Below are 23,827 nucleotides of genomic sequence, written 5' to 3'. Positions count from 1 at the left end.
AAAACCTATAGTTTCCATTAAACTTACAATTCCTTTCTGTTAGAATAGTAGAAGAGGTGGTAACTATGTTTATATCTCCAATGCTATTACACAAATCGAAGGAACCTTTCAGTTCCGATGATTACATCACAGAGCTTAAACTTGACGGCATCCGTTTAATATATTCTGTAGATGAGGCAGGAAAAGCACGTTTGTATTCACGACACAATAATGAAATTACATCGAAATTCCCCGAAATTCACAATTTAGACATTCCGCCAGGTACCGTGCTTGATGGTGAAATAATCATTAGTGATATATTTGGCAAACCTGACTTTGAAGCCGTAATGAGTCGGTTTATGAGTTCTAGAGATAAGACACCAGTTACCTTCGTAACCTTTGACGTGATCCAGCACAAAGGTGAACGGATCACAAACTTACCATTACTTGAACGTAAGGACATACTTGCTGAGATAGTGCCTGAGGATAATACGTTGATTGCAAAAACTCAATTCATTCAGGGGAATGGCGAAGCTTATTTTGACGCTGTTAAAGCGCAAGCGCTTGAAGGTATTGTATTAAAACGTAAGGATTCACGTTATGAAGTCGGCAAACGTTCAAATTCGTGGCTGAAGGTAATTAACTATCAATACTTAGATGCATATGTCGTTGGGTATCGTAATCAACCAAAGAAATTCGGCTTTCTGTTGGCATTCGAGGATGGACGTTATGCTGGCGTAATGGAACTCGGTGTTCCTGAAGCTGCACGAAGGGACGTCTATGTGAAGCCGATGATCCGTGAAGAAAAAGATTTTACGTTTATTGAACCCCTTAAGTGTCGTGTGAAATATCGTAATTTAACAAAGGCAGGCTTATTACGTCTTCCAAGTTTTGTTGAGTGGATTTGACGTCCACTCTTTTTTTTATTACTTTAATATTGTAATTTAGCGGCTTTTCTTCCTAATATAAACCATGTTATAATGAAACGGTCGAAAGTTCGTCAAATGACCGTATCAGTGCCAGTTTCAAAATGCGTTCATATAGCGGTTTGTAGCAGTTTAGAGCATACGCCTTCTAAGCGTACGGTCGGGAGTTCGAATCTCTCCTGGGACGCCATTTTCTTGTACCATGTTTAAAACTACATACCAAATACTCAACTCACCATCGTGGTGAGTTTTTTTTTGTCTAGGAAATTATAGCTTTACTACTTGTAGACAACTTTTTACAGGTTTAGACACGTCCAGCTCCAGCGCCTAGCCCCTCGATGGTCTACAGCCAATCCGTCCAAAAGGTTAAAAAAGCAACCTTTCGGCCGGCTCGTCTTATGCTTGGCTACAGAAAGCTATTGCTTTCTGTACGCATTAAGGGCGACTAGTCTCTGGCCTTGCTTTCACTGGCCAGTCGACAAGTCGCCCTATATCGGGGCTGACCAAGGCGCTTGCGCTTTTGTTCTTTATCCTAAGTATGCTACACTATTTTTCAATACACATTGAAGGACGGATTCTATGAAAAAGCGGGAACGAGTAAAACGAAAAGACAATATAATCTACTTTCCCGGACTCGATAAACGATTAACAGACAAAGGTCTGGAAAGCCTGGAAAAGAAAAAATTTCATGAAGCGATTCCGCTATTAGAAGAGGCACGGGAGCTCGATCCAGATAATGAAAACACCATAATTGGGCTTGTCCTTGCCTATTTTGAAGCAGGAGCATTTAAAAAAGCAAAGGTACTCGCAAATGAGATGCTGTTAAAAGGAATCGGCGACTATTTTCAGATGGTCGACTTGTATCTGACAGTCCTTATCCAGCTGCACGAATATCGGGAAATTGTGACAACCATTGAAGCACTCTTAGATGAAAAGGAAATCCCACCTGAGAAACATGACCATTTTTTAACAATCTTGCAATTTAGCCGCCGGATGGCAGAAGGTCGTGAACAGCAAGATAATGAACAGGAAGAAGCAGACTCTGATGTTTCGGCCTTAAATCTACTCGAAATCGATGATATTAAGGATCAAATGAACAGAGTAGCGGATCTGGCCGATAAAAACATCCGTCCCTATCTAGATGAAATCACTGACTACTTAAAATTCGAGGCGGGACATCCATTTATAAAAACGCTTGTACTAAATCTATTAAGAGAACAAGAAATAGATCGAGAACTAATAGTAGAGAAATTTGCGCTCGAAAAAAAGGTCATTCCTAAAGAGCTCCCTGAAGTAAGAGAGCAGCCCAAAATGCTAGCAGTAAAGGAATTACTAGCACAACATTTAGAAAGTAACAATCCTGGTCTATATGAAAATGCCCTTAGTATCGTAGAGAGAACATTTTTAATTAGTTATCCATTTGAACTCGAGCCGAATTCCGCAGAAGCCTGGGCCGCAGCTTATGATATGCTCGTGCAAGAATATTTAGGAATGGACGCGGAAATTAGCAAAATAGCACGAAATTACGGAGCTGAACCCGTTGAAATTGAAAATGCTAGAGTGCAAATAGAGACAATTGAGAAAAATTCTTATCCTAATATTTAGGTCTTGCTGTTGAAAGAAGGCGAACCTATGTTATAATGTAGGGGTTGCATTGTGTAAAAAACTATATTTTACATTTAAAAATAGGAAAATGACTTGATAGACAAGACATTTTTCGACTCACTCAAATTCGTTATCGAATGAAAAGAGAATAGATTTGTTGGAGGGAAAAAAAGGTATGACAGCAAAATGGGAAAAATTAGAAGGAAACCGCGGTGTCCTTACTGTAGAAGTAAGCGCTGAAGAGGTAAACAAAGGCCTAGACGCGGCATTCCAAAAAGTGGTTAAGCAAGTAAACGTTCCAGGCTTCCGTAAAGGAAAAATGCCTCGTGGCATGTTCGAAAAACGTTTCGGTGTAGAAGCTCTTTATCAAGATGCATTAGATATCCTTCTTCCAGAAGCATACGGCAATGCGATTGACGAAACAGGAATCGAGCCAATCGACCGTCCGGATATCGACATTGAGCAAATGGAAAAAGGTAAAGAACTTATTTTCAAAGCAACTGTACAAGTGAAGCCAGAAGTTAAATTAGGCGAGTACAAAGGCTTAGAAGTAGAAGAAATCGATACAACTGTAACTGATGAAGATGTTGCGAACGAATTAAAAACAATGCAAGAGCGTCAAGCTGAGCTTGTTGTTAAAGAAGACAGTGCTGCTGTAAATGGTGATACAGTTGTTCTTGATTTTGAAGGATTCGTTGATGGCGAAGCATTCGAAGGCGGAAAAGCTGAAAACCATTCACTAGAACTTGGTTCAGGTTCTTTCATCCCAGGCTTTGAAGAGCAATTAGTAGGCGTAAAAGCTGGCGAATCTAAAGATGTGGAAGTAACATTCCCTGAAGAATACCATGCTGCTGAGCTTGCTGGTAAACCTGCAGTATTCAAAGTGACTGTTCACGAAATCAAAGGAAAAGAACTTCCTGAATTAGATGACGAGTTCGCTAAAGATGTAGACGATGAAGTTGAAACTTTAGATGCATTAAAAGAAAAAATCAAAACTCGTTTAGAAGACAGCAAGAAGCATGAAGCAGAACATAACCTACGTGATACTTTAGTGGAAAAAGCGGCTGAAAATGCTGAAGTTGAAATTCCTGAAGTAATGGTTACGACTGAAGTAAACCGCATGCTTCAAGAGTTCGAACAACGCCTGCAAATGCAAGGTATGAACCTTGACCTTTACTTCCAATTCTCTGGTCAAGACGAAAATGCCTTACGTGAACAAATGAAGGAAGATGCTGGAAAGCGTGTGAAAATGAACTTAACACTTGAAGCAATCGCTAAAGCTGAAAACCTTGAAGTAACAGAAGAAGATGTGAACGCAGAACTTGAAAGAATGGCTGGCATGTACAATATGCCGGTTGATACTATTAAACAAGCTCTTGGCGGCCTTGATGGTATTAAAGCAGATCTTCAACTTCAAAAAGCAGTTAACTTCTTAGTTGAAAATAAAAAATAATTAAAAGTTGAACAGGGCGCGATATTTATCGTGCCTTGTTTTATACATTTTTTCAATTACATATTATAATAAAGACAGGGAAACCTTTTTAATGTTTCCGCTACTAATAATTTTAACTTTTTTACAACGGGCAGGAAAAAACGCAATCCATAGCGAATAAATATTTCCATAGCGTTTTAAGATTTATTTTTTAAATTTATGGTTATGATTAATGAGTACATATTTTTTTTAAAAACGAATTCCACAAACAAAAACGAGAAAAAGAAAACATAATCGTTAAAGCGTTTTATTTCCAGTCCAATAGTCAAATGTGTTACAATGCAAAATACATACCATTAAAAGAGAGAAAAAACTCGGACTTGTTTGTGTAATTCACGAGCTTCAATAGGGTTTTAACACGTGTTAAGGGGTGAAAGAATTGTTTAAATTTAATGATGAAAAAGGACAGTTAAAGTGTTCCTTCTGTGGCAAAACACAGGATCAAGTTCGTAAATTAGTTGCCGGGCCGGGAGTATATATATGTGATGAATGCATCGAGCTTTGCACGGAAATTGTTGAGGAAGAACTTGGAACAGAAGAAGAAGTAGAATTCAAAGACGTACCAAAACCAAAAGAAATATGTGAGATTTTGAATGAGTACGTTATTGGTCAGGATCAGGCGAAGAAATCGTTGTCTGTGGCGGTTTACAACCACTACAAGCGTATCAATTCTAATAGCAAAATTGATGATGTTGAGCTTTCAAAAAGTAACATCTGTATGATTGGGCCGACTGGTTCGGGTAAGACGTTATTGGCGCAAACATTAGCACGTATCTTAAATGTACCGTTTGCGATTGCTGATGCAACCTCGCTTACTGAGGCTGGTTACGTTGGTGAAGACGTTGAAAATATTCTTTTAAAATTAATCCAAGCAGCAGATTACGATGTAGAGAAGGCCGAAAAAGGCATTATTTACATCGATGAAATCGATAAAATTGCCCGTAAATCGGAGAATCCATCGATTACTAGAGATGTTTCCGGTGAAGGCGTTCAGCAAGCTCTATTAAAAATTCTTGAAGGTACCGTTGCAAGTGTTCCTCCCCAAGGTGGAAGAAAGCATCCGCATCAAGAATTTATCCAGATCGATACGACGAACATCTTATTTATTTGCGGTGGAGCTTTTGACGGAATTGAACCAATTATCAAACGCCGTTTAGGCCAAAAGGTTATTGGCTTCGGTTCAGATGTCAAGCAAGTAGATATTGGCTCAAAAGAACTTCTTTCCAAAGTATTACCAGAAGACTTGCTTCGTTTTGGATTAATTCCAGAATTTATTGGCCGTCTTCCTGTTATTGCAAGCCTTGAGCAATTAGATGAGGCTGCATTAATTGAAATCTTAACCAAACCAAAAAATGCACTTGTGAAGCAATATCAAAAAATGCTTGAAATCGATGATGTGGAGCTTGAATTTGAAGAAGGTGCTCTAACTGAAATCGCGAAAAAAGCAATTGAGCGGAAGACGGGTGCCCGTGGTTTACGTTCAATTATTGAAGGGATTATGTTGGATGTCATGTTCGACCTTCCTTCACGCGAGGATATCACGAAGTGTATTATTACAAAAGAAACCGTTGTTGATAACAGCGTTCCGAAGCTAGTATTAGAGGATGGAACTGTTGTGGCAGAAGAAAAATCTGCATAAGTGATTGAGGCCTGGCTTTTAAAGCTGGGTCTTTTTTTATGGAATCATGACAATAAATGGTAAATCGGCCGATTATGGCTTAAAATGAGCCAAAGATCATTACTTATGAGCCGATCCCCTAGAAAAATCGGCCAATCTCAATGAAACATCAGCCAATAGCCTCAAAAAATCGGCCAAAGGCTTCAAAAATAAACATAGAACCCGTCCCCAGAAACGATTTGTTTTTACATTGTTGGTTTATTCCGCCAGTCTAAAGGAAATACTTCTTACTATAGATGAGTACTAGTAGTAGGAGGGAAAAATATGAGTTGGACGGGGATTGCCTTATTTATACAGCTGTTTTTCGGTATTATTATAGGGCTGTATTTTTGGAATTTACTGAGGAGCCAGCGTACCCAAAAAGTGTCCATTGATCGGGAATCCCGGAAAGAGATGGAACAGCTTCGCAAAATGAGATCGATATCCTTAACAGAACCGTTATCTGAAAAAGTTCGTCCTACCAGTTTTAATGATATTGTAGGCCAGGAAGATGGAATAAAATCATTAAAAGCAGCATTATGCGGGCCAAACCCGCAGCATGTAATTATTTATGGACCTCCCGGGGTCGGAAAAACAGCAGCTGCCCGCCTCGTCCTCGAGGAAGCCAAAAGGAATAAAAAATCACCATTTAAATCACAATCCGTTTTTATTGAGTTAGATGCGACAACCGCTCGATTTGATGAAAGAGGAATTGCTGATCCGCTAATTGGTTCGGTTCATGACCCGATTTATCAAGGTGCTGGTGCAATGGGACAAGCAGGGATTCCCCAGCCAAAGCAGGGCGCTGTTACAAATGCCCATGGTGGAGTGCTGTTTATTGACGAAATTGGTGAATTACATCCGATTCAAATGAACAAATTGTTAAAAGTTTTAGAAGATCGTAAAGTTTTTCTTGAAAGTGCTTATTATCATGAAGAAAATACGCAGATTCCAACCCACATCCATGATATTTTTAAAAATGGCCTTCCAGCCGACTTTCGTTTAATCGGGGCAACTACGAGAACGCCAAGTGAAATTCCACCAGCGATTCGCTCGCGTTGTATGGAAGTGTTCTTTCGTGATTTAAATCAGGAAGAGATTATCACCGTTGCAAAAAAAGCAGCTGATAAAGTGAATATGGAAATAAGCGAGAAGGGTGTAGACACCTTATCTACATATGCAAGAAACGGCCGGGAAACGGTCAATATGATCCAAATCGCAGCAGGACTTGCGATTACAGAGGATCGAAGCTTTATTAAGGACGAAGATATCGAGTGGGTCATTCATTCTAGCCAAATGACGCCAAGGATGGAAAGAAAAATAAATGATATGTCCCATATTGGACTGGTTAATGGTTTAGCGGTTTATGGACCCAATTCCGGTGCACTGCTAGAAATTGAAGTAACCGTCATTCCTGCAAAGGAAAAGGGTTCGATTAATATTACGGGAATTGTTGAAGAAGAAAGTATCGGCGGGCAGGGTAAATCGATTCGCCGTAAGAGTATGGCGCGCGGCTCTATTGAAAACGTGATTACCGTGTTACGTTCAATGGGTGTACCGGCAAATGATTATGATATTCATGTGAATTTCCCAGGCGGAGTACCAATCGATGGTCCTTCGGCGGGGATTGCGATGGCTACGGGAATTTATTCCGCTATTTACAAGATTCCAATTGACAACACGGTGGCCATGACAGGAGAAATTAGTATTCATGGTAATGTAAAGCCGATCGGCGGTGTGTATCCTAAGGTAAAAGCAGCCTTAAAAGCCGGGGCTAAAACTGTTATTATACCAGAAGAAAATATGCAAATGATTTTAAATGAAATTCAAGGAATCAACATTGTCCCAGTGACCCACCTTCAACAGGTGTTTGATCTTGCCTTAGTTAACTCATATCCAATAAATGAGGCCATACCAGCATCGATCGAATTATCAAAAAAAGAATCCATTTAGAATAAAAGCTTCGGTTTGGAAGTAAAATCAAACCGAAGTTTTTTTATGAGAAAGAAAACGGATGTGTTTGGGGAAAATAATTATAGTGAAAAACAAACAAGGTACACTCTCTAAAAATAGACACGAAAAACCAAATGAGATAGAATTGTACAACAAAGACTATTCTGCTAGCAGTAGAAAAATAAGGAATTTGCATGTGGAGGTGCAGTATGATGGCGGAACAGAATGAATTGATCGTCCCCCTCCTGCCGCTTCGAGGATTGCTCGTATATCCGACAATGGTCCTTCATTTGGATGTAGGCCGTGAGAGATCTGTGCAGGCACTCGAAAAAGCAATGGTAGATGACCATCTGATTTTTTTAACAACTCAAAAGGATGTCTCAATAGATGAACCTGCGGAAGAGGATTTATACAAATTGGGAACCTTGACAAAGGTTAAGCAGATGTTAAAGCTTCCTAATGGTACGATTCGCGTATTAGTGGAAGGCTTAAATAGAGCAGAGGTTGTATCTTTTTATGATGAAGATGACTATTACTCCGTTAGTATCGTTACCTATGAGGACCCAGATACAAAGGATGTAGAAGATCAAGCCCTGATGAGAACGATGCTTGATTATTTCGAGCAATACATAAAATTATCGAAAAAGATTTCTGCTGAAACATTTGCGACCGTTGCTGATATTGAGGAACCAGGGCGGATGGCTGATCTGATTGCATCACATTTGCCAATCAAGTTAAAAGAAAAACAAGAAATTCTCGAGATGGTCAATATCAAAGAGCGGGTGAACCGCGTGATTGATACGATTCATAATGAGAAAGAAGTCCTTAATCTTGAGAAAAAGATTGGCCAGCGTGTAAAACGTTCAATGGAAAGGACGCAAAAAGAATACTATCTTCGTGAACAAATGAAGGCTATTCAAAAGGAATTAGGTGATAAAGAAGGAAAAACCGGCGAAATTGCAGACCTCACCAAGAAAATTGAAGAGGCAGGAATGCCAGAGCATACCAAAAAAGCAGCCTTGAAAGAACTTGACCGTTATGAGAAGGTACCTGCCAGTTCTGCTGAAAGTGCAGTCATTCGTAACTATATTGACTGGCTGATTGCCCTGCCATGGTCCAAAACGACGGATGATGATATTGATATCCTTCGTGCTGAAAAGATCTTAAATGAAGACCATTATGGACTTGAAAAGGTAAAAGAGCGTGTGCTTGAATATTTAGCGGTGCAAAAATTGACCAATTCTATTAAAGGGCCCATCCTTTGTCTTGCTGGACCTCCAGGGGTTGGTAAAACAAGTTTGGCCCGCTCAATTGCCACCTCGCTCAATCGGCATTTTGTCCGAATTTCGCTTGGCGGTGTTCGTGATGAATCCGAAATCCGCGGTCATCGCAGAACCTACGTTGGGGCGATGCCAGGTCGGATTATCCAAGGAATGAAAAAAGCAGGCACGATCAATCCGGTCTTTTTACTCGATGAAATTGATAAAATGTCGAGTGATTTTAGGGGTGACCCATCAAGTGCGATGCTTGAGGTATTAGATCCTGAACAAAATCATAATTTTAGCGATCATTATATAGAAGAAACCTATGATTTATCAAAGGTTATGTTTATTGCTACAGCTAATAATCTTTCCACTGTACCGGGCCCACTGTTAGACCGGATGGAGATCATTACAATTGAAGGTTATACGGAAATTGAAAAAGTTCACATCTGCCGTGATCATTTGCTGCCAAAGCAAATTAAAGAAAATGGCCTTTCCAAAGGTGTTCTACAAATGCGTGATGATGCCATTTTGAAGGTAATCCGTTACTACACTCGTGAAGCTGGTGTTCGTAGCCTTGAACGTCAAATGGCGACGATTTGCCGAAAAACGGCAAAAATCATTGTAGCCGGAGAGAAAAAGCGCGTCATCATTACCGATAAGAATGTAGAGGAATTCTTAGGAAAGCCAAGATTCCATTATGGTATGGCAGAGGCTGAAGACCAAGTAGGCGTTGCAACGGGCTTGGCCTATACCACCGTTGGCGGGGATACCCTGCAAATTGAGGTATCTTTATCTCCTGGTAAAGGAAAGCTGATTTTAACCGGTAAACTTGGGGATGTCATGAAAGAATCCGCTCAAGCTGCCTTTAGTTATATTCGTTCCAAAGCAAGTGAACTGGGCATTGCAGAAGATTTCCATGAAAAAAATGATATTCACATCCATGTCCCAGAAGGAGCCGTTCCTAAAGATGGTCCGTCTGCCGGGATTACTATGGCAACAGCCCTTGTGTCGGCATTAACTGGTAAACCGATCCGCCGTGAAGTGGGGATGACGGGTGAAATTACCTTAAGAGGCCGGGTCCTTCCAATCGGCGGCTTGAAGGAAAAATCGCTTAGCGCCCATCGTGCCGGACTAAAGACAGTCATCATGCCTAAAGATAATCTCAAAGATATTGATGATATTCCTGAAAGTGTTCGGGCCGATTTGGAATTTTTCCCTGTTTCCCATGTGGATGAAGTATTGAAGCGCGCCCTTTTAGAAGGTGGCGCTCGATGAAGGTAGTTAGTTCTGATATAGTAATTAGCGCTGTAAAACCGGAACAATATCCGGAAACTGAGCTGCCGGAGTTTGCGCTTGCAGGCCGTTCTAATGTGGGAAAGTCCTCGTTTATTAATAAGATGCTGAATCGAAAAGGTTTGGCACGGATTTCTTCTAAGCCAGGTAAAACGCAGACATTGAATTTTTACCTGATTAATGAAATTTTGCATTTTGTCGATGTACCTGGTTATGGATATGCGAAAGTTTCAAAGACCGAGCGGGCCGCGTGGGGAAAGATGATTGAAACCTACTTTACGACACGGGAACAGCTTCGGGCGGTTGTTTTAATCGTTGATTTGCGCCATCCGCCAACCACTGATGATGTGATGATGTATGATTTTCTTAAACATTACGAGATCCCCTGCATCATCATCGCGACGAAGGCGGATAAAATCCCTAAAGGGAAATGGCAGAAACATTTAAAAGTAACTCGCGAGACATTAGAACTAGATCAAAATGACCATATCATTGTTTTTTCCTCGGAAACAGGCGAGGGCAAGGATCAAGCCTGGTCGATTTTGCAAAGTTATATGTAAGAAAGAAAATAACCGCCAAGGCAGTTAATCTGCATAAGGCGGTTATTTTTTCTTTTTTAGTAAAAAATAAATACCAACAACAATTAAAAGAGCAGGCCAAAATTTCCAAACTAAATTCATCCCGTTTTGCAGAATGCCAAAATAGCCGGCAATTTTATCATAAAACAGTAATAGAACCGCTATAATGAGAAAAAGGAAGGCTTGAAACAGGCCAGTGTTTGTTTTTTGAAAACGAAGAAAGAAGCCTACAGAAATAATTAAAATTAACATGCCAATCGTGTTCGTCGGCCAAAAGGCTAGATGTCCTGAAAGGTGAAAATGCAGGCCAAATCCACTCATAATAACTCCAGGGAGAATCGCATCATATTCGTGTGCAGAGTACCCCTGACCTAAAAAAGCGGCACCGACAATAATAAGCAGTGTCGGCCATGTATAAAATTGTTGAAAAAGAGTAATGCCTGTCTGCTGTAGTAGAAAATACGCCCCAAATCCAATTAGGATAATCCCAGGGAAAATTCGTTGGTTTTTCATTAAAAACACCATCACTTCCAGTAAGGTTCACTTGAATCTATTCTATTTTTTTGGTACTGTACATAGGGAAGTATATTAGAAATCCGATTTATTTCATACTTAAGAATATGTAAAGGAATCTATGCTAAAGTCTTATTAAATCAAGCAAGTTTATTTTATATTAGCATATTGTTTCATTTTATGTTCACATTTATCGAGCAAAATTCGAAATTGCTCGTGATATAATTTTTAATAGATAATACTGTAAACTTTTTGGGGGTGTAATAAACAAATGCATATAGTCGTCGTCGGTCTTAACTATAAAACTGCCCCTGTTGAAATCCGTGAGCGGTTGACCTTTAATGAAACCGATCTTGTGGATGCGATAAAGCAATTAAATTCAAAAAAGAGCATCCTAGAAAATATCATCTTGTCAACATGTAATCGTACAGAAATTTATGCGGTGGTGGATCAGCTTCATACAGGCCGTTATTATATAAAAGAATTTCTGTCTGAATGGTTCGGAATCGAGCAAGCGGAATTTTCACCGTTCCTCTTTGTTTATGAGGATGAGGGTGCAGTAGACCACTTATTAAATGTAACATGTGGACTAAATTCCATGGTTCTCGGAGAAACTCAAATTCTCGGACAGGTACGAACAAGCTTTTTGTTAGCACAACAAGAGGGAACCATAGGCTCTGTGTTTAAACACCTCTTTAAACAAGCAGTTACGCTTGCAAAACGAGCACATTCTGAAACAGATATTGGTGCCAATGCTGTTTCTGTCAGCTATGCAGCGGTTGAACTAGCGAAGAAGATTTTTGGTTCGCTTGAGAATAAGCATGTCTTAATCTTTGGCGCTGGAAAAATGGGTGAACTGGCTGCTCAGAACCTACACGGCAACGGTGTGAAACAAGTAACCGTGATTAATCGTACGTATGAAAAAGCACAAGCACTTGCAAGCCGTTTTGACGGTGAGGCAAGAAATGTGACCGAATTAGAGAAATCACTGATAGAGGCCGATATCCTAATCAGTTCGACAGGTGCTAAGGATTTGGTTATTTCCAAAGAGTTAATCGCAAAAGTCGAGAAAAAGCGCAAAGGGAAACCGCTGTTTATGGTTGATATTGCGGTACCTCGTGATCTAGACCCAAGAATAGCTGAACTTGATAATGTCTTTTTATACGATATTGACGATTTAGAAGGCATTGTTGAAGCAAACTTGCAGGAGCGTCAAAAAGCCGCAGCGAAAATCAGGCTAATGATCGAAAAGGAAATTGTCGATTTTAAACAGTGGCTAGGTACGCTTGGAGTGGTCCCTGTTATCTCTGCACTTCGTGAAAAAGCACTGGCGATTCAAGCAGAAACGATGGTTAGTCTTGAACGGAAACTGCCAAACCTAAGCGAACATGATATTAAAGTCCTAAATAAACACACAAAGAGCATCATTAATCAGCTCTTAAAGGATCCTATTTTACAAGCAAAAGAGTTGGCAGCAAGACCAGATGCAGATCAGACAATGGAATTGTTTATGAAGATCTTTAATATTGAGGGGCTTGTTCAGGAACAACATTCGAAAGCAGCTAAAACGAATAAAATGCCGGTTGGAGAAGTTCAGGCTTCTTTTCAGTCATAAGGAGTTGTTGCTATGTTTAACACTCTTTTGACAAGGCTTCACGAATTTACAGTTGTTCTATATGCCTTCAGTGTGTTGTTATATTTTTTCGACTTCATTCACCATAACCGGAAGGCAAACCGTATTGCTTTCTGGTTACTTGCATTTGTATGGATATTGCAAACCGTCTTTCTTTCTTTATATATGATAAATACAGGCAGATTCCCTGTACTAACCATTTTTGAGGGACTCTATTTTTATGCCTGGGTATTGGTAACATTGTCTATTATTATCAATCACTTATTACGGGTCGATTTTATCGTTTTTTTTACAAATATACTTGGATTCACCGTCATGGCCATCCATACTTTTGTGCCGATGCAATACCATTCACATACGTTGGCAACCAAGCTTGTATCTGAACTGCTGTTAATTCACATTACGATGGCCATACTTTCTTACGGAGCCTTTTCTCTATCATTTGTATTTTCATCGTTATATTTACTTCAATACAATTTATTGAAACGGAAAAAATGGGGAACTCGCTTAATCCGGCTTGCCGATTTGGAGAAACTTGAAAAATTATCATACATATTCGCTGTTATTGGCGTTCCGATGCTGCTTCTCAGTCTAATTTTAGGTCTCCAGTGGGCATTTCTTAAGGTTCCGGGAATGCCGTGGTACGATATGAAAATTATTGGTTCATTCCTGTTACTTTCAGCCTATAGTATTTATTTATACCTGCGGATTGTAAAAAATCTCTCCGGCAGACAATTAGCCATTTGGAATACAGCGTCCTTTTTAATTGTCCTAATAAACTTTTTCTTATTTGGTCGATTATCATCATTTCATTTATGGTATGCATAACAATAGGAGGCAATCATGAGAAAAATTATTGTTGGTTCTAGACGAAGCAAATTGGCGTTAACACAAACGAATTGGGTAATTGATCAGCTTAAAAAGCTAAATCCAAATTTTGAATTTGAGGTCAAAGAAATTGTGACAAAAGGTGATAAAATCCAAGATGTAACCCTCTCAAAGGTTGGCGGAAAAGGATTATTTGTTAAAGAAATCGAACAGGCAATGATTGATAAAGAGATTGATATGGCCGTCCATAGTATGAAAGATATGCCGGCCGTCCTTCCTGAAGGTTTGACGATCGGCTGTATCCCATTCCGTGAAGATCACCGTGACGCTTTGATTTCAAAAGGCCATGTGAAATTAAATGACTTAAAGCCAGGTGCCATCATCGGTACAAGCAGTCTTCGCCGCAGCTCCCAGCTTTTAGCGCAGCGTCCTGATCTAGAGATCAAATGGATCCGCGGAAATGTGGATACAAGATTAGAAAAGTTAGAATCCGGTGAATACGATGCCATTATTCTAGCTGCTGCAGGTCTATCCCGTCTTGGCTGGGCGAAGGAAGTTGTAACGGAATTTATTGATGCCGATATTTGTGTTCCTGCAGTGGGTCAAGGAGCATTATCCATTGAATGCCGTGAGGACGATAAGGAACTGCTAGAGCTGTTTGAAAAATTCACATGCAAAAAAACAGAAAAAGCCGTTCGTGCTGAACGGGCGTTCCTTCACAAAATGGAGGGCGGCTGCCAGGTGCCGATTGCCGGCTTTGCACAAGTAAACGAAAATGATGAAGTAGTTTTAAATGTTTTAGTCGGCTCACCAGAAGGTCAAGAGATTTTCAGAGAAGAACTTCGCGGACAAAATCCGGAAGAGCTCGGAAATCAGGCTGCTGATTTATTAATTAAAAAAGGAGCCAAGGACCTGATTGATCGAGTTAAGCGGGAGCTTGAAGGTCGTGAGTAAAACCGGCGCTTTGCTTGATAAAAAAGTTCTTGTTCCTAGAGGGCGAGGTCAAGCAAAATCTTTCTCAAAGCTAGTCGAGAGGTATGGAGGGATTCCTGTTGAAATCCCTCTAATTGCCTTTCGACCGATTGAAAAAATTCAACGTCTTCAAGTATGTTTGGAGGCACTTGATACATACGACTGGATTATCTTTACGAGCAATGTCACGGTCGATACCTTTTTTTCGTTTTACGACCGTTATGCAACCGCTTTGCCCAAGATTGCTGTAATTGGAAAAATAACGGCTGAGGTTTTGCAGCAGAAGGGGATTCACCCGGCATTTGTCCCTTCGGCCTATGTTGCCGAGGTGTTTGTCGAGGAGTTTTTACCTTTAGTTGATGCCCATGCCAAGATTTTGCTCCCAAAAGGCAACTTGGCTCGGGAGTATATTGCCGCTTCGTTAACGGCGGCAGGGGCACAAGTCGATGAAGTGGTTATTTATGAGACGTATTTGCCTGAAGAAAGCCGTTTGAAGCTGGCCCAGATGCTTTCAGAAAATGAACTGGATATCCTCACCTTTACTAGTCCTTCGACTGTTGATCACCTCATGGTGGTCGTCAAGGAGTATGGTTTGGAGGAGCAGTTGAAAAAATGTATAATCGGCTGTATCGGACCTGTTACGGAAAAAAAGCTGCTTGAGTATGGTTTGACGGTGCATGCGTCACCAGAGCAGTATACCGTGAAGGATATGATGGAGAGCACGATTGCTTATCTTGAGAATGAAGGTGGACTTAACACCAGTTAACAGAGGCCATGCGCCAGTATTGTTGAGTTATCCGCCAGTAAATTAGAATATCGCCAGTAATTTTCTTTTATCCGCCACTAAAAAGCGGTGATGCCCAGAAAGCTGCGGTTATCCGCCACTAAACGAAAGTTATTCGCCAGTAACAAATTAAAATTAAATATTTGGAGGTAAAAATAGAATGGAACTTCAATTTCAACGTCACCGCCGATTACGGACAAGTGCTAATATGCGTGCGCTTGTAAGAGAAAATCACATCAGACCAGAAGACTTCATTTATCCGTTATTTATATATGAAGGCGAAAATATCCGTAAAGAAGTCTCATCTATGCCGGGAGTATTCCAAGTATCAATGGACAACCTTCAGGCAGAAATGGAAGACATCGTTGCACATGGTATCAAGTCTGTATTATTATTCGGAATCCCAACCACAAAAGATGCCTGCGGAACGCAAGCCTTTCATGACCATGGGATCGTTCAAATCGCAACCCGTTACATAAAAGAACATTTTCCAGAAATTATCATCGTCGTAGATACCTGCCTCTGTGAATATACCGACCATGGCCATTGCGGAATGGTTGAAGGTGACAAAATCCTTAACGACCAATCCCTTGATTTACTCGTAAAAACAGCTGTCGCCCAAGCAAAAGCAGGTGCTGACATTATTGCCCCTTCAAACATGATGGACGGGTTTGTTGCTGCAATTCGCGCGGGATTAGATGAGGCAGGATTTACTGAGATTCCGATCATGTCTTATGCGGTTAAATATGCGTCCGCATTCTATGGACCATTCCGAGAAGCTGCCGAGGGTGCACCACAGTTCGGTGACCGGAAAACTTACCAAATGGACCCAGCAAACCGCCTTGAAGCTTTCAGAGAAGCAGAATCCGATGTGGCAGAAGGCGCAGACTTCTTAATCGTGAAGCCTGGTATGCCATACCTTGACATCGTTCGTGATGTAAAAAACAACTTTAATCTGCCTGTTGTTATCTATAACGTAAGCGGTGAGTATGCCATGATTAAGGCCGCCGCCCAAAACGGCTGGATTGACGAGAAAAATACAGTAATGGAAATGCTGGTTGGCATGAAGCGTGCTGGTGCTGACCTAATCATCACCTATCATGCAAAAGATGCATGCCGCTGGTTAAAAGAAGCGGAATAAACAACACTTGAAATGAGGGAAAAGAATGCGTTCGTATACCAGATCGATTGAAGCATTTAAAGAAGCCCAAAACCTAATGCCTGGGGGTGTGAACAGCCCGGTTCGTGCCTTTAAATCCGTTAATATGAGTCCTATTTTTATGGAAAGAGGCAAAGGGTCAAAAATATATGATATAGACGGAAATGAATATATCGATTATGTATTGTCATGGGGTCCGCTGATTTTAGGGCATTCCAATGATCGTGTCGTCGAGGCTTTGAAAAAAACAGCTGAATTGGGGACAAGCTTTGGTGCCCCAACGGAATTAGAAACGAAATTAGCACAACTTGTGATTGAGCGCGTTCCGTCAATTGAAGTAGTCAGAATGGTCAACTCCGGAACGGAAGCGACAATGAGTGCACTTCGATTAGCACGAGGCTATACAGGCCGCAACAAAATTTTAAAATTCGAAGGCTGTTACCATGGCCATGGCGATTCATTATTGATTAAAGCAGGCTCAGGTGTCGCTACATTAGGGCTGCCTGACAGCCCAGGTGTTCCTGAGGGGACTGCTAAAAATACAATCACAGTTCCGTACAATGATCTTGAAAGTGTTAAATATGCGTTTGAGCACTTTGGTGAAGATATCGCTTGTATTATCGTGGAGCCTGTTGCTGGAAACATGGGATTGGTTCCGCCGCTTCCAGGATTCTTAGAAGGTCTTCGTGAGCTGACAACAGCCAATGGTTCGCTACTCATCTTTGATGAAGTTATGACCGGATTCCGTGTCGGCTACAACTGTGCACAAGGCTATTTTAATATAACGCCTGACATTACTTGTCTTGGAAAAGTCATCGGCGGCGGACTTCCTGTTGGTGCTTACGGTGGTAAAGCTGAAATCATGCAGCAAATCGCTCCAAGCGGCCCAATTTACCAGGCAGGGACACTCTCAGGTAACCCGCTTGCAATGACGGCTGGTCTTGAAACATTAAGCCAATTAACACCTGAGCACTATCAAGAGTTTATCCGCAAAGGTGATCTGCTGCAAAAAGGTTTTGAAGCAGCAGCTGAAAAGCATGATATTCCGATTAGTTTTAATCGTGCTGGTTCAATGATTGGTTTCTTCTTCACGAACGAAGCTGTTATTAACTATGAAAAAGCTAAGACATCTAATTTAGACTTCTTTGCGGCCTATTATCGCGAAATGGCGAATCAAGGGGTATTCTTACCGCCATCTCAGTTTGAAGGCTTATTCCTATCCGTAGAGCACTCTGATGAGGATATTGAAAAAACGATTCAAGCAGCAGAGGTTGCTTTTTCGAAACTTAAATAATATTAATTTCTGCACCCACCTTTGTTAAGCGTGGGTGTATTTTTTTTGTTCGTAATTGGGTATAAATGGAAAATTATCCAATAAACAAGGAAAATGAGCCAATCATCTTCAAAAATGAGCCAAGCCCCCGAAAAACGAGCCAATTATCACCTAAAATAAGCCAATCCAACAGAAAAATCAGCCAAACAGAATAAAGTGCCCATCAAAAACATTTCTTTTTGCAAGTCAGAATACCATTTTTATCATAAAAAATTGTCCTCCCACATAGAGTTTAAGTGACATAGTGATTTTGCGTGGAGGATACGAAAGGAGGAGTCGCTTTGTCCCAAGAGAATCAATCGTGCCTGCGATTTTCCTTGGAGGAGTCATTGTGGTTTAGAAAAGGACAGGAAGTCGAGGAACTCATTTCGATTTCCCTAGACCCGGACATCACCATCCAGGAAAACGATCAGTACGTAACCATACGTGGTTCGCTCCAACTATCTGGCGAATATAAAAGTTACGAAGCAAGCGAAGTAAGTGAAGAGGATGGGGTTACCTCCCAAAAATTTGTCGAGAGAGTAGCTGAACTGGAAGAGGCGGGATCCTGTGAATTTTCGCACAGATTCCCAGTCGATATCACGATTCCGAATAACCGGATTCAAAGTATCTATGATATCGACGTCCTTGTAGAATCATTTGATTATTCCATCCCAGAGCGCAGTTGCATCAAGCTTTCCGCCGAGTTAACGATTAGTGGTTTATATGGAAATGAACAAGTTGAACAGCAGCAGCAAGAGGAAGAAAAAGAGTTTGAAGTGCTTCACCGTTATGAAGAGGAAGAAGTGGAAGTAGAACAACCTGCCGTCCATAGCAGCTTTGAAAACAACTTCTTGTTTGAAGCCGAAGCAAGGAAACCGCAGGAAGAAGAAGAACCAGTTGAAATCTTACCGAATTTCCCTACCTTCAATTATCATCCTCAGGTCGAGGAAGAAGAAGAGGAGGAAGAGACAGAAGAGTATTCTCCTGCATGGAATTTGCAGGAGGCTAGGAGTGAAGGGAGCCATCCTGAAGCGGTTGAAACAACCGCAGAAGTTATTGTAGTGAAAGATCACGCTCCACAGCACCATGAAGAAATAATTGTTGCAGAAGTTGAAGTTTCTGAGGAAAGTTCATCTTCTTCTTCTTCAGAAGTGCCGCCAAAAGCAGTGAAAAAGAAGAAGACTGCTAAGAAGAAAAGTATGACGTTGACAGAGTTCTTTGCCCGTAAGGATGAAAGAACAGGCCAAACGAAATTAAAGGTTTGCATTGTTCAAAAAGGGGATACGGTTGCTAGCTTAGCAGACCGCTATGATGTATCCGTTCCGAACCTGCTCCGTGTCAATAATCTTGATTTAAATCAAGATGTATCTGTTGGTCAGGTTCTTTATATTCCGGGGACACTTGCAAAAAATTAGCGGATGAATAAAAAGATGAGCGGGTTTTTTTCCAACCTGCTCAGCTTATTTTTCTTAAAGTTTTACTAATCTTCGCCTTTCATTGAAAGAGAGATGACATCTCATGAGCGAAATGAATCGGTTAGGATCAATAACACCAATTTTACAAAATTATCTTGTCGAGCCTTATTTTGTTGAAGACTACGGGATTGTTCAAAAGGTTTATTCCAATAAAGGCACCTTTGCACTAAAAAAAATCCCACCTACAACAGGGACAGATTTCATCCGTCATGTTCACCTGCTATATCAAAAAGGCTTCAACCGCATCGTCCCCATCTATCCAACCATGGACGGCCGGTATGCGGTTTTACATGAGAATAATCTTTATTATTTAATGCCGTGGATGCCCAATGATCAAAAAGAAAACCGTGATCAGCAAAATTTCGAGCTATTTAGAGAGTTAGCTAGACTTCATACCCTGTCTGCGAAGGAAGTAACGGTCAACAAAGAAGAACGTACTGAGCACTACGAAACCACCATTCAGCAGCTTGAAAAGCATCAGGAATTCCTTGATGGCTTTATGGATGAATGTGAAAAGAAGACCTATATGTCACCGTTTCAGTTGTTGTATTGCTTATACTATAACGAAATCAGCCAGGCGCTCCGGTTTTCGAAAGCCAAATTCGAGGAATGGTACGAAACGACGAAAGACGACGAAAAGGCACGAATGGTGATAACTCATGGGAAATTATCTCCCGAACATTTTCTCTACGATGACCGGGGGTACGGTTTTTTTATTAATTTTGAAAATGCCCGTTATGGGTCCCCTATTCATGATCTGCTCCCATATTTATCAAGGGCCTTAAACACTAGACCAAAGCGGAGTGATACCGCGATTGACTGGGTGTATCACTACTTTAAATATTTCCCTTATAAAGAGGATGAGAAGTTATTATTCAACAGCTATTTAGCCTTACCTGTTCCGATTATGCAAGTGGTCGATAGCTATTACAAGAAACAAGGAAGAAAGAATGAAATGAAGTTTGTTCGGAAGCTGCAGGAGAAGTATTGGCACCTGAAAAATTCCGAGTATGTTGTGATGCGGATGACTGAAATTGAGAATCAACAAAAGCAGGCAAAAGAAGGAGCCCAGCAGCAGTCATAACCTGCATGATGGGCTCCTTAAAGTATGTCAAAATAGAGGGAAACAGCAATCACAAGAAAAATGGCTAACAGCAATACATCAAGGACGGTTGGTAAAAACAGTGTGCGGATAAATTGAAAGATGCTGAAGGGAACAATCAATTGTGCGGCAATCCTGCGTGAAGTGATAAACCAGGGACGGTATTTATATTTGTGGAAATTATTACGTTTCACGTTCCGAACCTCCCCAAAAAGATAAAACTTTTATTTATATATATTCCAAAAGCCTATAGAAGTTCTCTTCATCTTTACATAAGGTATAAAAAATAAAAAAATTGGTCATCCTGATTGACGTCACTCCCCTTTTTTGGGTAGTATAACAATATAATTTAAAATGAGAGCTACGACAGGGAAGAGTACAATGCACTCCTGCTTTAAGAGAGGGAAATCACTTGCTGGAAGATTTCCTAAGCAGAACGTTGGAAAGTCGCCCATGAGCTTCTTCTGCGAACAGAGAAATCCTAGTAGTTGAAGACGGATAAAATCCGTTATCTAAGTTAAGAGCCAATCGTGTTTTTGGATTGGAAAAAAGGTGGTACCGCGAAGCAAACTCCATTCGTCCTTTTATGACGACTGGGGTTTTTTGTATTTACCGGAATTTTGAAGGAGGAAACAAAATGGAAACAAAAGAATTAACAATGCCGACCAAGTACGATCCGCAAACAATTGAAAAAGGTCGATATGAATGGTGGCTGAATGGCAAGTTTTTTGAAGCAAAGGATGACGAAAGCAAACAGCCGTACACAATCGTTATCCCGCCGCCAAATGTTACTGGAAAGCTCCACTTAGGTCACGCTTGGGATACAACCTTACAAGATATTCTTACACGGATGAAACGAATGCAAGGTTATGATGTTCTTTGGCTGCCTGGCATGGACCATGCGGGTATTGCAACTCAAGCAAAGGTAGAAGAAAAACTTCGTAACGAAGGAAAAAGCCGTTATGATTTAGGTCGTGAAAAATTCGTCGAAGAAACATGGAAATGGAAAGAAGAATATGCGTCCCATATCCGTCAGCAATGGTCGAAATTAGGCTTAGGCCTTGATTATAGCCGCGAGCGTTTTACACTTGATGAGGGTCTTTCAGATGCGGTTAAAGAAGTATTTGTAACCCTATATAAAAAAGGTCTAATCTACCGTGGTGAATATATTATTAACTGGGACCCATCAACAAAAACAGCATTATCTGACATCGAAGTAATCTACAAAGATGTTCAGGGTGCGTTTTATCATATGAATTATCCATTAGCAGATGGCTCTGGTCAGATTGAAGTAGCCACAACTCGTCCAGAAACAATGCTCGGTGATACCGCTGTTGCCGTTCACCCGGAAGATGATCGTTATAAGCATTTAATCGGTAAGACAGTAATCCTCCCAATTGTTGGGCGTGAAATCCCGATTGTTGGTGATGATTATGTGGATATGGAATTTGGTTCAGGGGCTGTAAAAATAACGCCTGCTCACGACCCAAATGACTTCGAAGTGGGTAACCGTCACAACTTAGAGCGTGTCCTTGTCATGAACGAAGATGGTTCTATGAATGAAAAAGCCGGCAAATACCAAGGCTTAGATCGTTTCGAATGCCGCAAGCAAATTGTTAAAGACCTGCAAGAGCAAGGCGTTCTTTTCAAAATTGAGGAGCATATGCATTCTGTTGGTCACTCTGAACGCAGCGGAGCGGTTGTTGAACCATATCTTTCAACCCAATGGTTTGTTAAGATGCAGCCACTTGCAGACGAAGCGATTGCCCTACAAAACAAAGAAAACAAAGTAAATTTCGTTCCAGATCGTTTTGAAAAAACATATCTTCGCTGGATGGAAAATATCCGCGACTGGTGTATCTCCAGACAGCTTTGGTGGGGTCATCGAATTCCGGCTTGGTACCACAAACAAACAGGTGAAGTTTACGTAGGAACGGAAGCACCTGCAGATGCTGAAAATTGGGAACAAGATAAAGACGTATTAGATACATGGTTCAGCTCCGCATTATGGCCGTTCTCTACAATGGGCTGGCCAAACACTGAAGCGGCTGATTATAAGCGTTACTTCCCAACGGATGCACTGGTAACTGGTTACGACATCATCTTCTTCTGGGTTTCCCGGATGATTTTCCAAAGCATCGAGTTCACAGGGGATCGTCCATTCAAAGATGTTCTTATTCATGGTCTCGTTCGTGACGAGCAGGGCCGTAAGATGAGTAAGTCACTTGGTAACGGTGTAGATCCAATGGATGTTATCGAAAAGTATGGTGCCGATGCCTTACGCTACTTCTTATCCACTGGAAGTTCACCAGGCCAGGATTTACGTTTCAGCTTTGAAAAGGTCGAGTCCACTTGGAACTTTGCCAATAAGATTTGGAATGCTTCCCGTTTTGCCTTGATGAATATGGATGGTTTAACATATGAAGAAATTGATTTCAGCGGCGAAAAATCGGTTGCCGATAAGTGGATCTTAACTCGCTTAAATGAAACGATTGAACATGTAACAAGACTGTCTGAACGCTATGAGTTCGGTGAAGTTGGCCGTGCCTTATATAACTTTATCTGGGATGACTTCTGTGACTGGTATATTGAAATGGCGAAGCTTCCATTATATGGTGAAGATGAAGCAGCTAAGAAAACCACTCGTTCCATCCTTGCTTATGTATTAGACAACACGATGCGTTTGTTGCATCCATTCATGCCATTTATCACGGAGGAAATTTGGCAGAATCTTCCACATGCTGGTGAATCCATCACAACAGCAGCATGGCCGGTTGTAAAACCAGAGCTTTCTGATGAGCAGGCAGCACAAGATATGAAACTTCTTGTGGAAATGATTCGCTCTGTACGAAACATCCGTGCAGAAGTGAATACGCCAATGAGCAAAAAAATTAAGATGCTTGTAAAGGCTAAGGATGAAACGGTTCTAAAAGCTGTTGAAGAAAACCGTAGCTATATTGAACGCTTCTGTAATCCTGATGAGCTGACAATGGGCGTAGACATCGAAGTACCAGAAAAAGCAATGACAGCTGTGGTTACAGGCTTAGAAATCATCTTGCCGCTTGAAGGACTCATTAATATTGACGAAGAAATTGCTCGTCTAAATAAAGAATTAGACCGCTTAAATAAAGAAGTGGACCGCGTTCAGAAGAAATTAGGCAACGAAGGCTTTATGAAAAAGGCCCCTGAAAGTGTTGTGGCAGAGGAACGTGCGAAAGAGAAAGATTATCTAGAAAAGAGAGACACGGTCGAAGCGCGTATTAAAGAGTTAAGGGGATAACAAATTTTGCGAGACGAA

18 protein-coding genes and 1 other annotated feature are annotated in these 23,827 nt (G+C 40.9%); of the genes, 16 read left to right on the top strand and 2 right to left on the bottom strand.

The window, feature by feature from the left end:
• Positions 1–65 precede the first annotated feature (65 nt).
• The 7 genes from AAHB15_RS13350 (at position 66) to yihA (ending at position 10,730) form a co-directional block, all read left to right on the top strand.
• Entirely contained in the window at positions 66–887 is an 822-nt protein-coding gene (locus AAHB15_RS13350) for an ATP-dependent DNA ligase (RefSeq protein WP_342042587.1), read from the top strand.
• A gap of 597 nt (positions 888–1,484) precedes the next feature.
• Positions 1,485–2,510 (top strand): tetratricopeptide repeat protein, encoded by a 1,026-nt coding sequence (locus AAHB15_RS13345; protein ID WP_342042586.1) that lies wholly within the window; start codon positions 1,485–1,487, stop codon positions 2,508–2,510.
• Positions 2,511–2,685: 175 nt separating this feature from the next.
• Positions 2,686–3,963 carry a trigger factor gene (gene tig / locus AAHB15_RS13340; RefSeq protein ID WP_335571904.1) on the top strand — a complete coding sequence of 426 codons (1,278 nt, stop codon included), beginning with the start codon at positions 2,686–2,688 and terminating at the stop codon, positions 3,961–3,963.
• A 418-nt stretch (positions 3,964–4,381) separates the two neighbouring features.
• On the top strand, positions 4,382–5,641 hold the full coding sequence (clpX, locus tag AAHB15_RS13335; RefSeq protein WP_335571903.1) for an ATP-dependent protease ATP-binding subunit ClpX: 1,260 nt from the start codon (positions 4,382–4,384) through the stop codon (positions 5,639–5,641).
• A 303-nt stretch (positions 5,642–5,944) separates the two neighbouring features.
• Positions 5,945–7,612: an ATP-dependent protease LonB gene (gene lonB / locus AAHB15_RS13330; protein WP_144564340.1), complete on the top strand. Its 1,668-nt coding sequence runs from the start codon at positions 5,945–5,947 to the stop codon at positions 7,610–7,612.
• 212 nt (positions 7,613–7,824) lie between these two features.
• Entirely contained in the window at positions 7,825–10,152 is a 2,328-nt protein-coding gene (gene lon / locus AAHB15_RS13325) for an endopeptidase La (RefSeq protein WP_335571902.1), read from the top strand.
• Positions 10,149–10,730, top strand: coding sequence for a ribosome biogenesis GTP-binding protein YihA/YsxC (gene yihA / locus AAHB15_RS13320; protein ID WP_144564334.1), 582 nt, complete (start codon positions 10,149–10,151; stop codon positions 10,728–10,730). Before lon ends, yihA begins: the two co-directional genes overlap by 4 nt.
• A 42-nt stretch (positions 10,731–10,772) precedes the next feature.
• Here yihA and AAHB15_RS13315 read toward each other — a convergent pair whose 3' ends face one another.
• Positions 10,773–11,261, bottom strand: coding sequence for a LiaI-LiaF-like domain-containing protein (locus tag AAHB15_RS13315; RefSeq protein WP_335571901.1), 489 nt, complete (start codon positions 11,259–11,261; stop codon positions 10,773–10,775).
• 271 nt (positions 11,262–11,532) lie between these two features.
• Between AAHB15_RS13315 and hemA the strand changes: the two genes are divergently transcribed.
• The 8 genes from hemA (at position 11,533) to ysxE (ending at position 20,511) form a co-directional block, all read left to right on the top strand.
• Positions 11,533–12,876: a glutamyl-tRNA reductase gene (gene hemA / locus AAHB15_RS13310; RefSeq protein WP_335571900.1), complete on the top strand. Its 1,344-nt coding sequence runs from the start codon at positions 11,533–11,535 to the stop codon at positions 12,874–12,876.
• 12 nt (positions 12,877–12,888) lie between these two features.
• Positions 12,889–13,722 (top strand): cytochrome C assembly family protein, encoded by an 834-nt coding sequence (locus AAHB15_RS13305; protein WP_335571899.1) that lies wholly within the window; start codon positions 12,889–12,891, stop codon positions 13,720–13,722.
• A 15-nt stretch (positions 13,723–13,737) separates the two neighbouring features.
• On the top strand, positions 13,738–14,676 hold the full coding sequence (gene hemC / locus AAHB15_RS13300; protein ID WP_342042584.1) for a hydroxymethylbilane synthase: 939 nt from the start codon (positions 13,738–13,740) through the stop codon (positions 14,674–14,676).
• The gene (locus AAHB15_RS13295; protein ID WP_342042583.1) at positions 14,669–15,460 is read left to right on the top strand and encodes a uroporphyrinogen-III synthase; all 792 of its coding nucleotides are present in this window, start codon (positions 14,669–14,671) and stop codon (positions 15,458–15,460) included. The genes hemC and AAHB15_RS13295 overlap by 8 nt, the downstream gene beginning before the upstream one ends.
• 178 nt (positions 15,461–15,638) lie before the next feature.
• Entirely contained in the window at positions 15,639–16,619 is a 981-nt protein-coding gene (hemB, locus tag AAHB15_RS13290; protein WP_342042582.1) for a porphobilinogen synthase, read from the top strand.
• Between the two features lie 25 nt (positions 16,620–16,644).
• Positions 16,645–17,931, top strand: a complete 1,287-nt coding sequence (gene hemL, locus AAHB15_RS13285; protein ID WP_342042581.1) for a glutamate-1-semialdehyde 2,1-aminomutase — start codon at positions 16,645–16,647, stop codon at positions 17,929–17,931.
• 320 nt (positions 17,932–18,251) lie between these two features.
• Complete coding sequence (gene spoVID, locus AAHB15_RS13280; RefSeq protein ID WP_335571895.1) at positions 18,252–19,367, top strand: stage VI sporulation protein D; 1,116 nt, start codon at positions 18,252–18,254, stop codon at positions 19,365–19,367.
• 103 nt (positions 19,368–19,470) lie between these two features.
• A complete protein-coding gene (gene ysxE / locus AAHB15_RS13275) occupies positions 19,471–20,511 on the top strand; it encodes a spore coat protein YsxE (protein WP_335571894.1) in 1,041 nt (346 codons plus the stop codon).
• Between the two features lie 17 nt (positions 20,512–20,528).
• On the opposite strand, the gene AAHB15_RS13270 is transcribed toward ysxE, so the two are convergent.
• Positions 20,529–20,723, bottom strand: coding sequence for a hypothetical protein (locus tag AAHB15_RS13270; protein ID WP_335571957.1), 195 nt, complete (start codon positions 20,721–20,723; stop codon positions 20,529–20,531).
• A 160-nt stretch (positions 20,724–20,883) separates the two neighbouring features.
• Positions 20,884–21,116: a binding site (T-box leader), on the top strand.
• Positions 21,117–21,166: 50 nt separating this feature from the next.
• Between AAHB15_RS13270 and AAHB15_RS13265 the strand changes: the two genes are divergently transcribed.
• Positions 21,167–23,809 carry a valine--tRNA ligase gene (locus AAHB15_RS13265; protein ID WP_335571893.1) on the top strand — a complete coding sequence of 881 codons (2,643 nt, stop codon included), beginning with the start codon at positions 21,167–21,169 and terminating at the stop codon, positions 23,807–23,809.
• The last annotated feature ends 18 nt before the right edge of the window (positions 23,810–23,827 follow it).

The organism is Bacillus sp. OTU2372 (assembly GCF_038440275.1).
In the GTDB taxonomy this organism is placed as follows: domain Bacteria; phylum Bacillota; class Bacilli; order Bacillales; family Cytobacillaceae; genus Neobacillus; species Neobacillus bataviensis_B.
This window is presented reverse-complemented; position numbering and strand designations above follow the sequence as displayed.

What these genes read in the sequence shown, in the direction of transcription:
- ysxE (WP_335571894.1), top strand. Translation starts at nt 19,471, where the DNA reads ATGAGCGAAATGAATCGGTTAGGATCAATAACACCAATTTTACAAAAT.
- tig (WP_335571904.1), top strand. Translation starts at nt 2,686, where the DNA reads ATGACAGCAAAATGGGAAAAATTAGAAGGAAACCGCGGTGTCCTTACT.
- hemC (WP_342042584.1), top strand. Translation starts at nt 13,738, where the DNA reads ATGAGAAAAATTATTGTTGGTTCTAGACGAAGCAAATTGGCGTTAACA.
- lon (WP_335571902.1), top strand. Translation starts at nt 7,825, where the DNA reads ATGGCGGAACAGAATGAATTGATCGTCCCCCTCCTGCCGCTTCGAGGA.
- hemB (WP_342042582.1), top strand. Translation starts at nt 15,639, where the DNA reads ATGGAACTTCAATTTCAACGTCACCGCCGATTACGGACAAGTGCTAAT.
- AAHB15_RS13305 (WP_335571899.1), top strand. Translation starts at nt 12,889, where the DNA reads ATGTTTAACACTCTTTTGACAAGGCTTCACGAATTTACAGTTGTTCTA.
- AAHB15_RS13345 (WP_342042586.1), top strand. Translation starts at nt 1,485, where the DNA reads ATGAAAAAGCGGGAACGAGTAAAACGAAAAGACAATATAATCTACTTT.
- lonB (WP_144564340.1), top strand. Translation starts at nt 5,945, where the DNA reads ATGAGTTGGACGGGGATTGCCTTATTTATACAGCTGTTTTTCGGTATT.
- AAHB15_RS13315 (WP_335571901.1), bottom strand. Translation starts at nt 11,261, where the DNA reads ATGAAAAACCAACGAATTTTCCCTGGGATTATCCTAATTGGATTTGGG.
- AAHB15_RS13265 (WP_335571893.1), top strand. Translation starts at nt 21,167, where the DNA reads ATGGAAACAAAAGAATTAACAATGCCGACCAAGTACGATCCGCAAACA.
- hemL (WP_342042581.1), top strand. Translation starts at nt 16,645, where the DNA reads ATGCGTTCGTATACCAGATCGATTGAAGCATTTAAAGAAGCCCAAAAC.
- hemA (WP_335571900.1), top strand. Translation starts at nt 11,533, where the DNA reads ATGCATATAGTCGTCGTCGGTCTTAACTATAAAACTGCCCCTGTTGAA.
- yihA (WP_144564334.1), top strand. Translation starts at nt 10,149, where the DNA reads ATGAAGGTAGTTAGTTCTGATATAGTAATTAGCGCTGTAAAACCGGAA.
- AAHB15_RS13350 (WP_342042587.1), top strand. Translation starts at nt 66, where the DNA reads ATGTTTATATCTCCAATGCTATTACACAAATCGAAGGAACCTTTCAGT.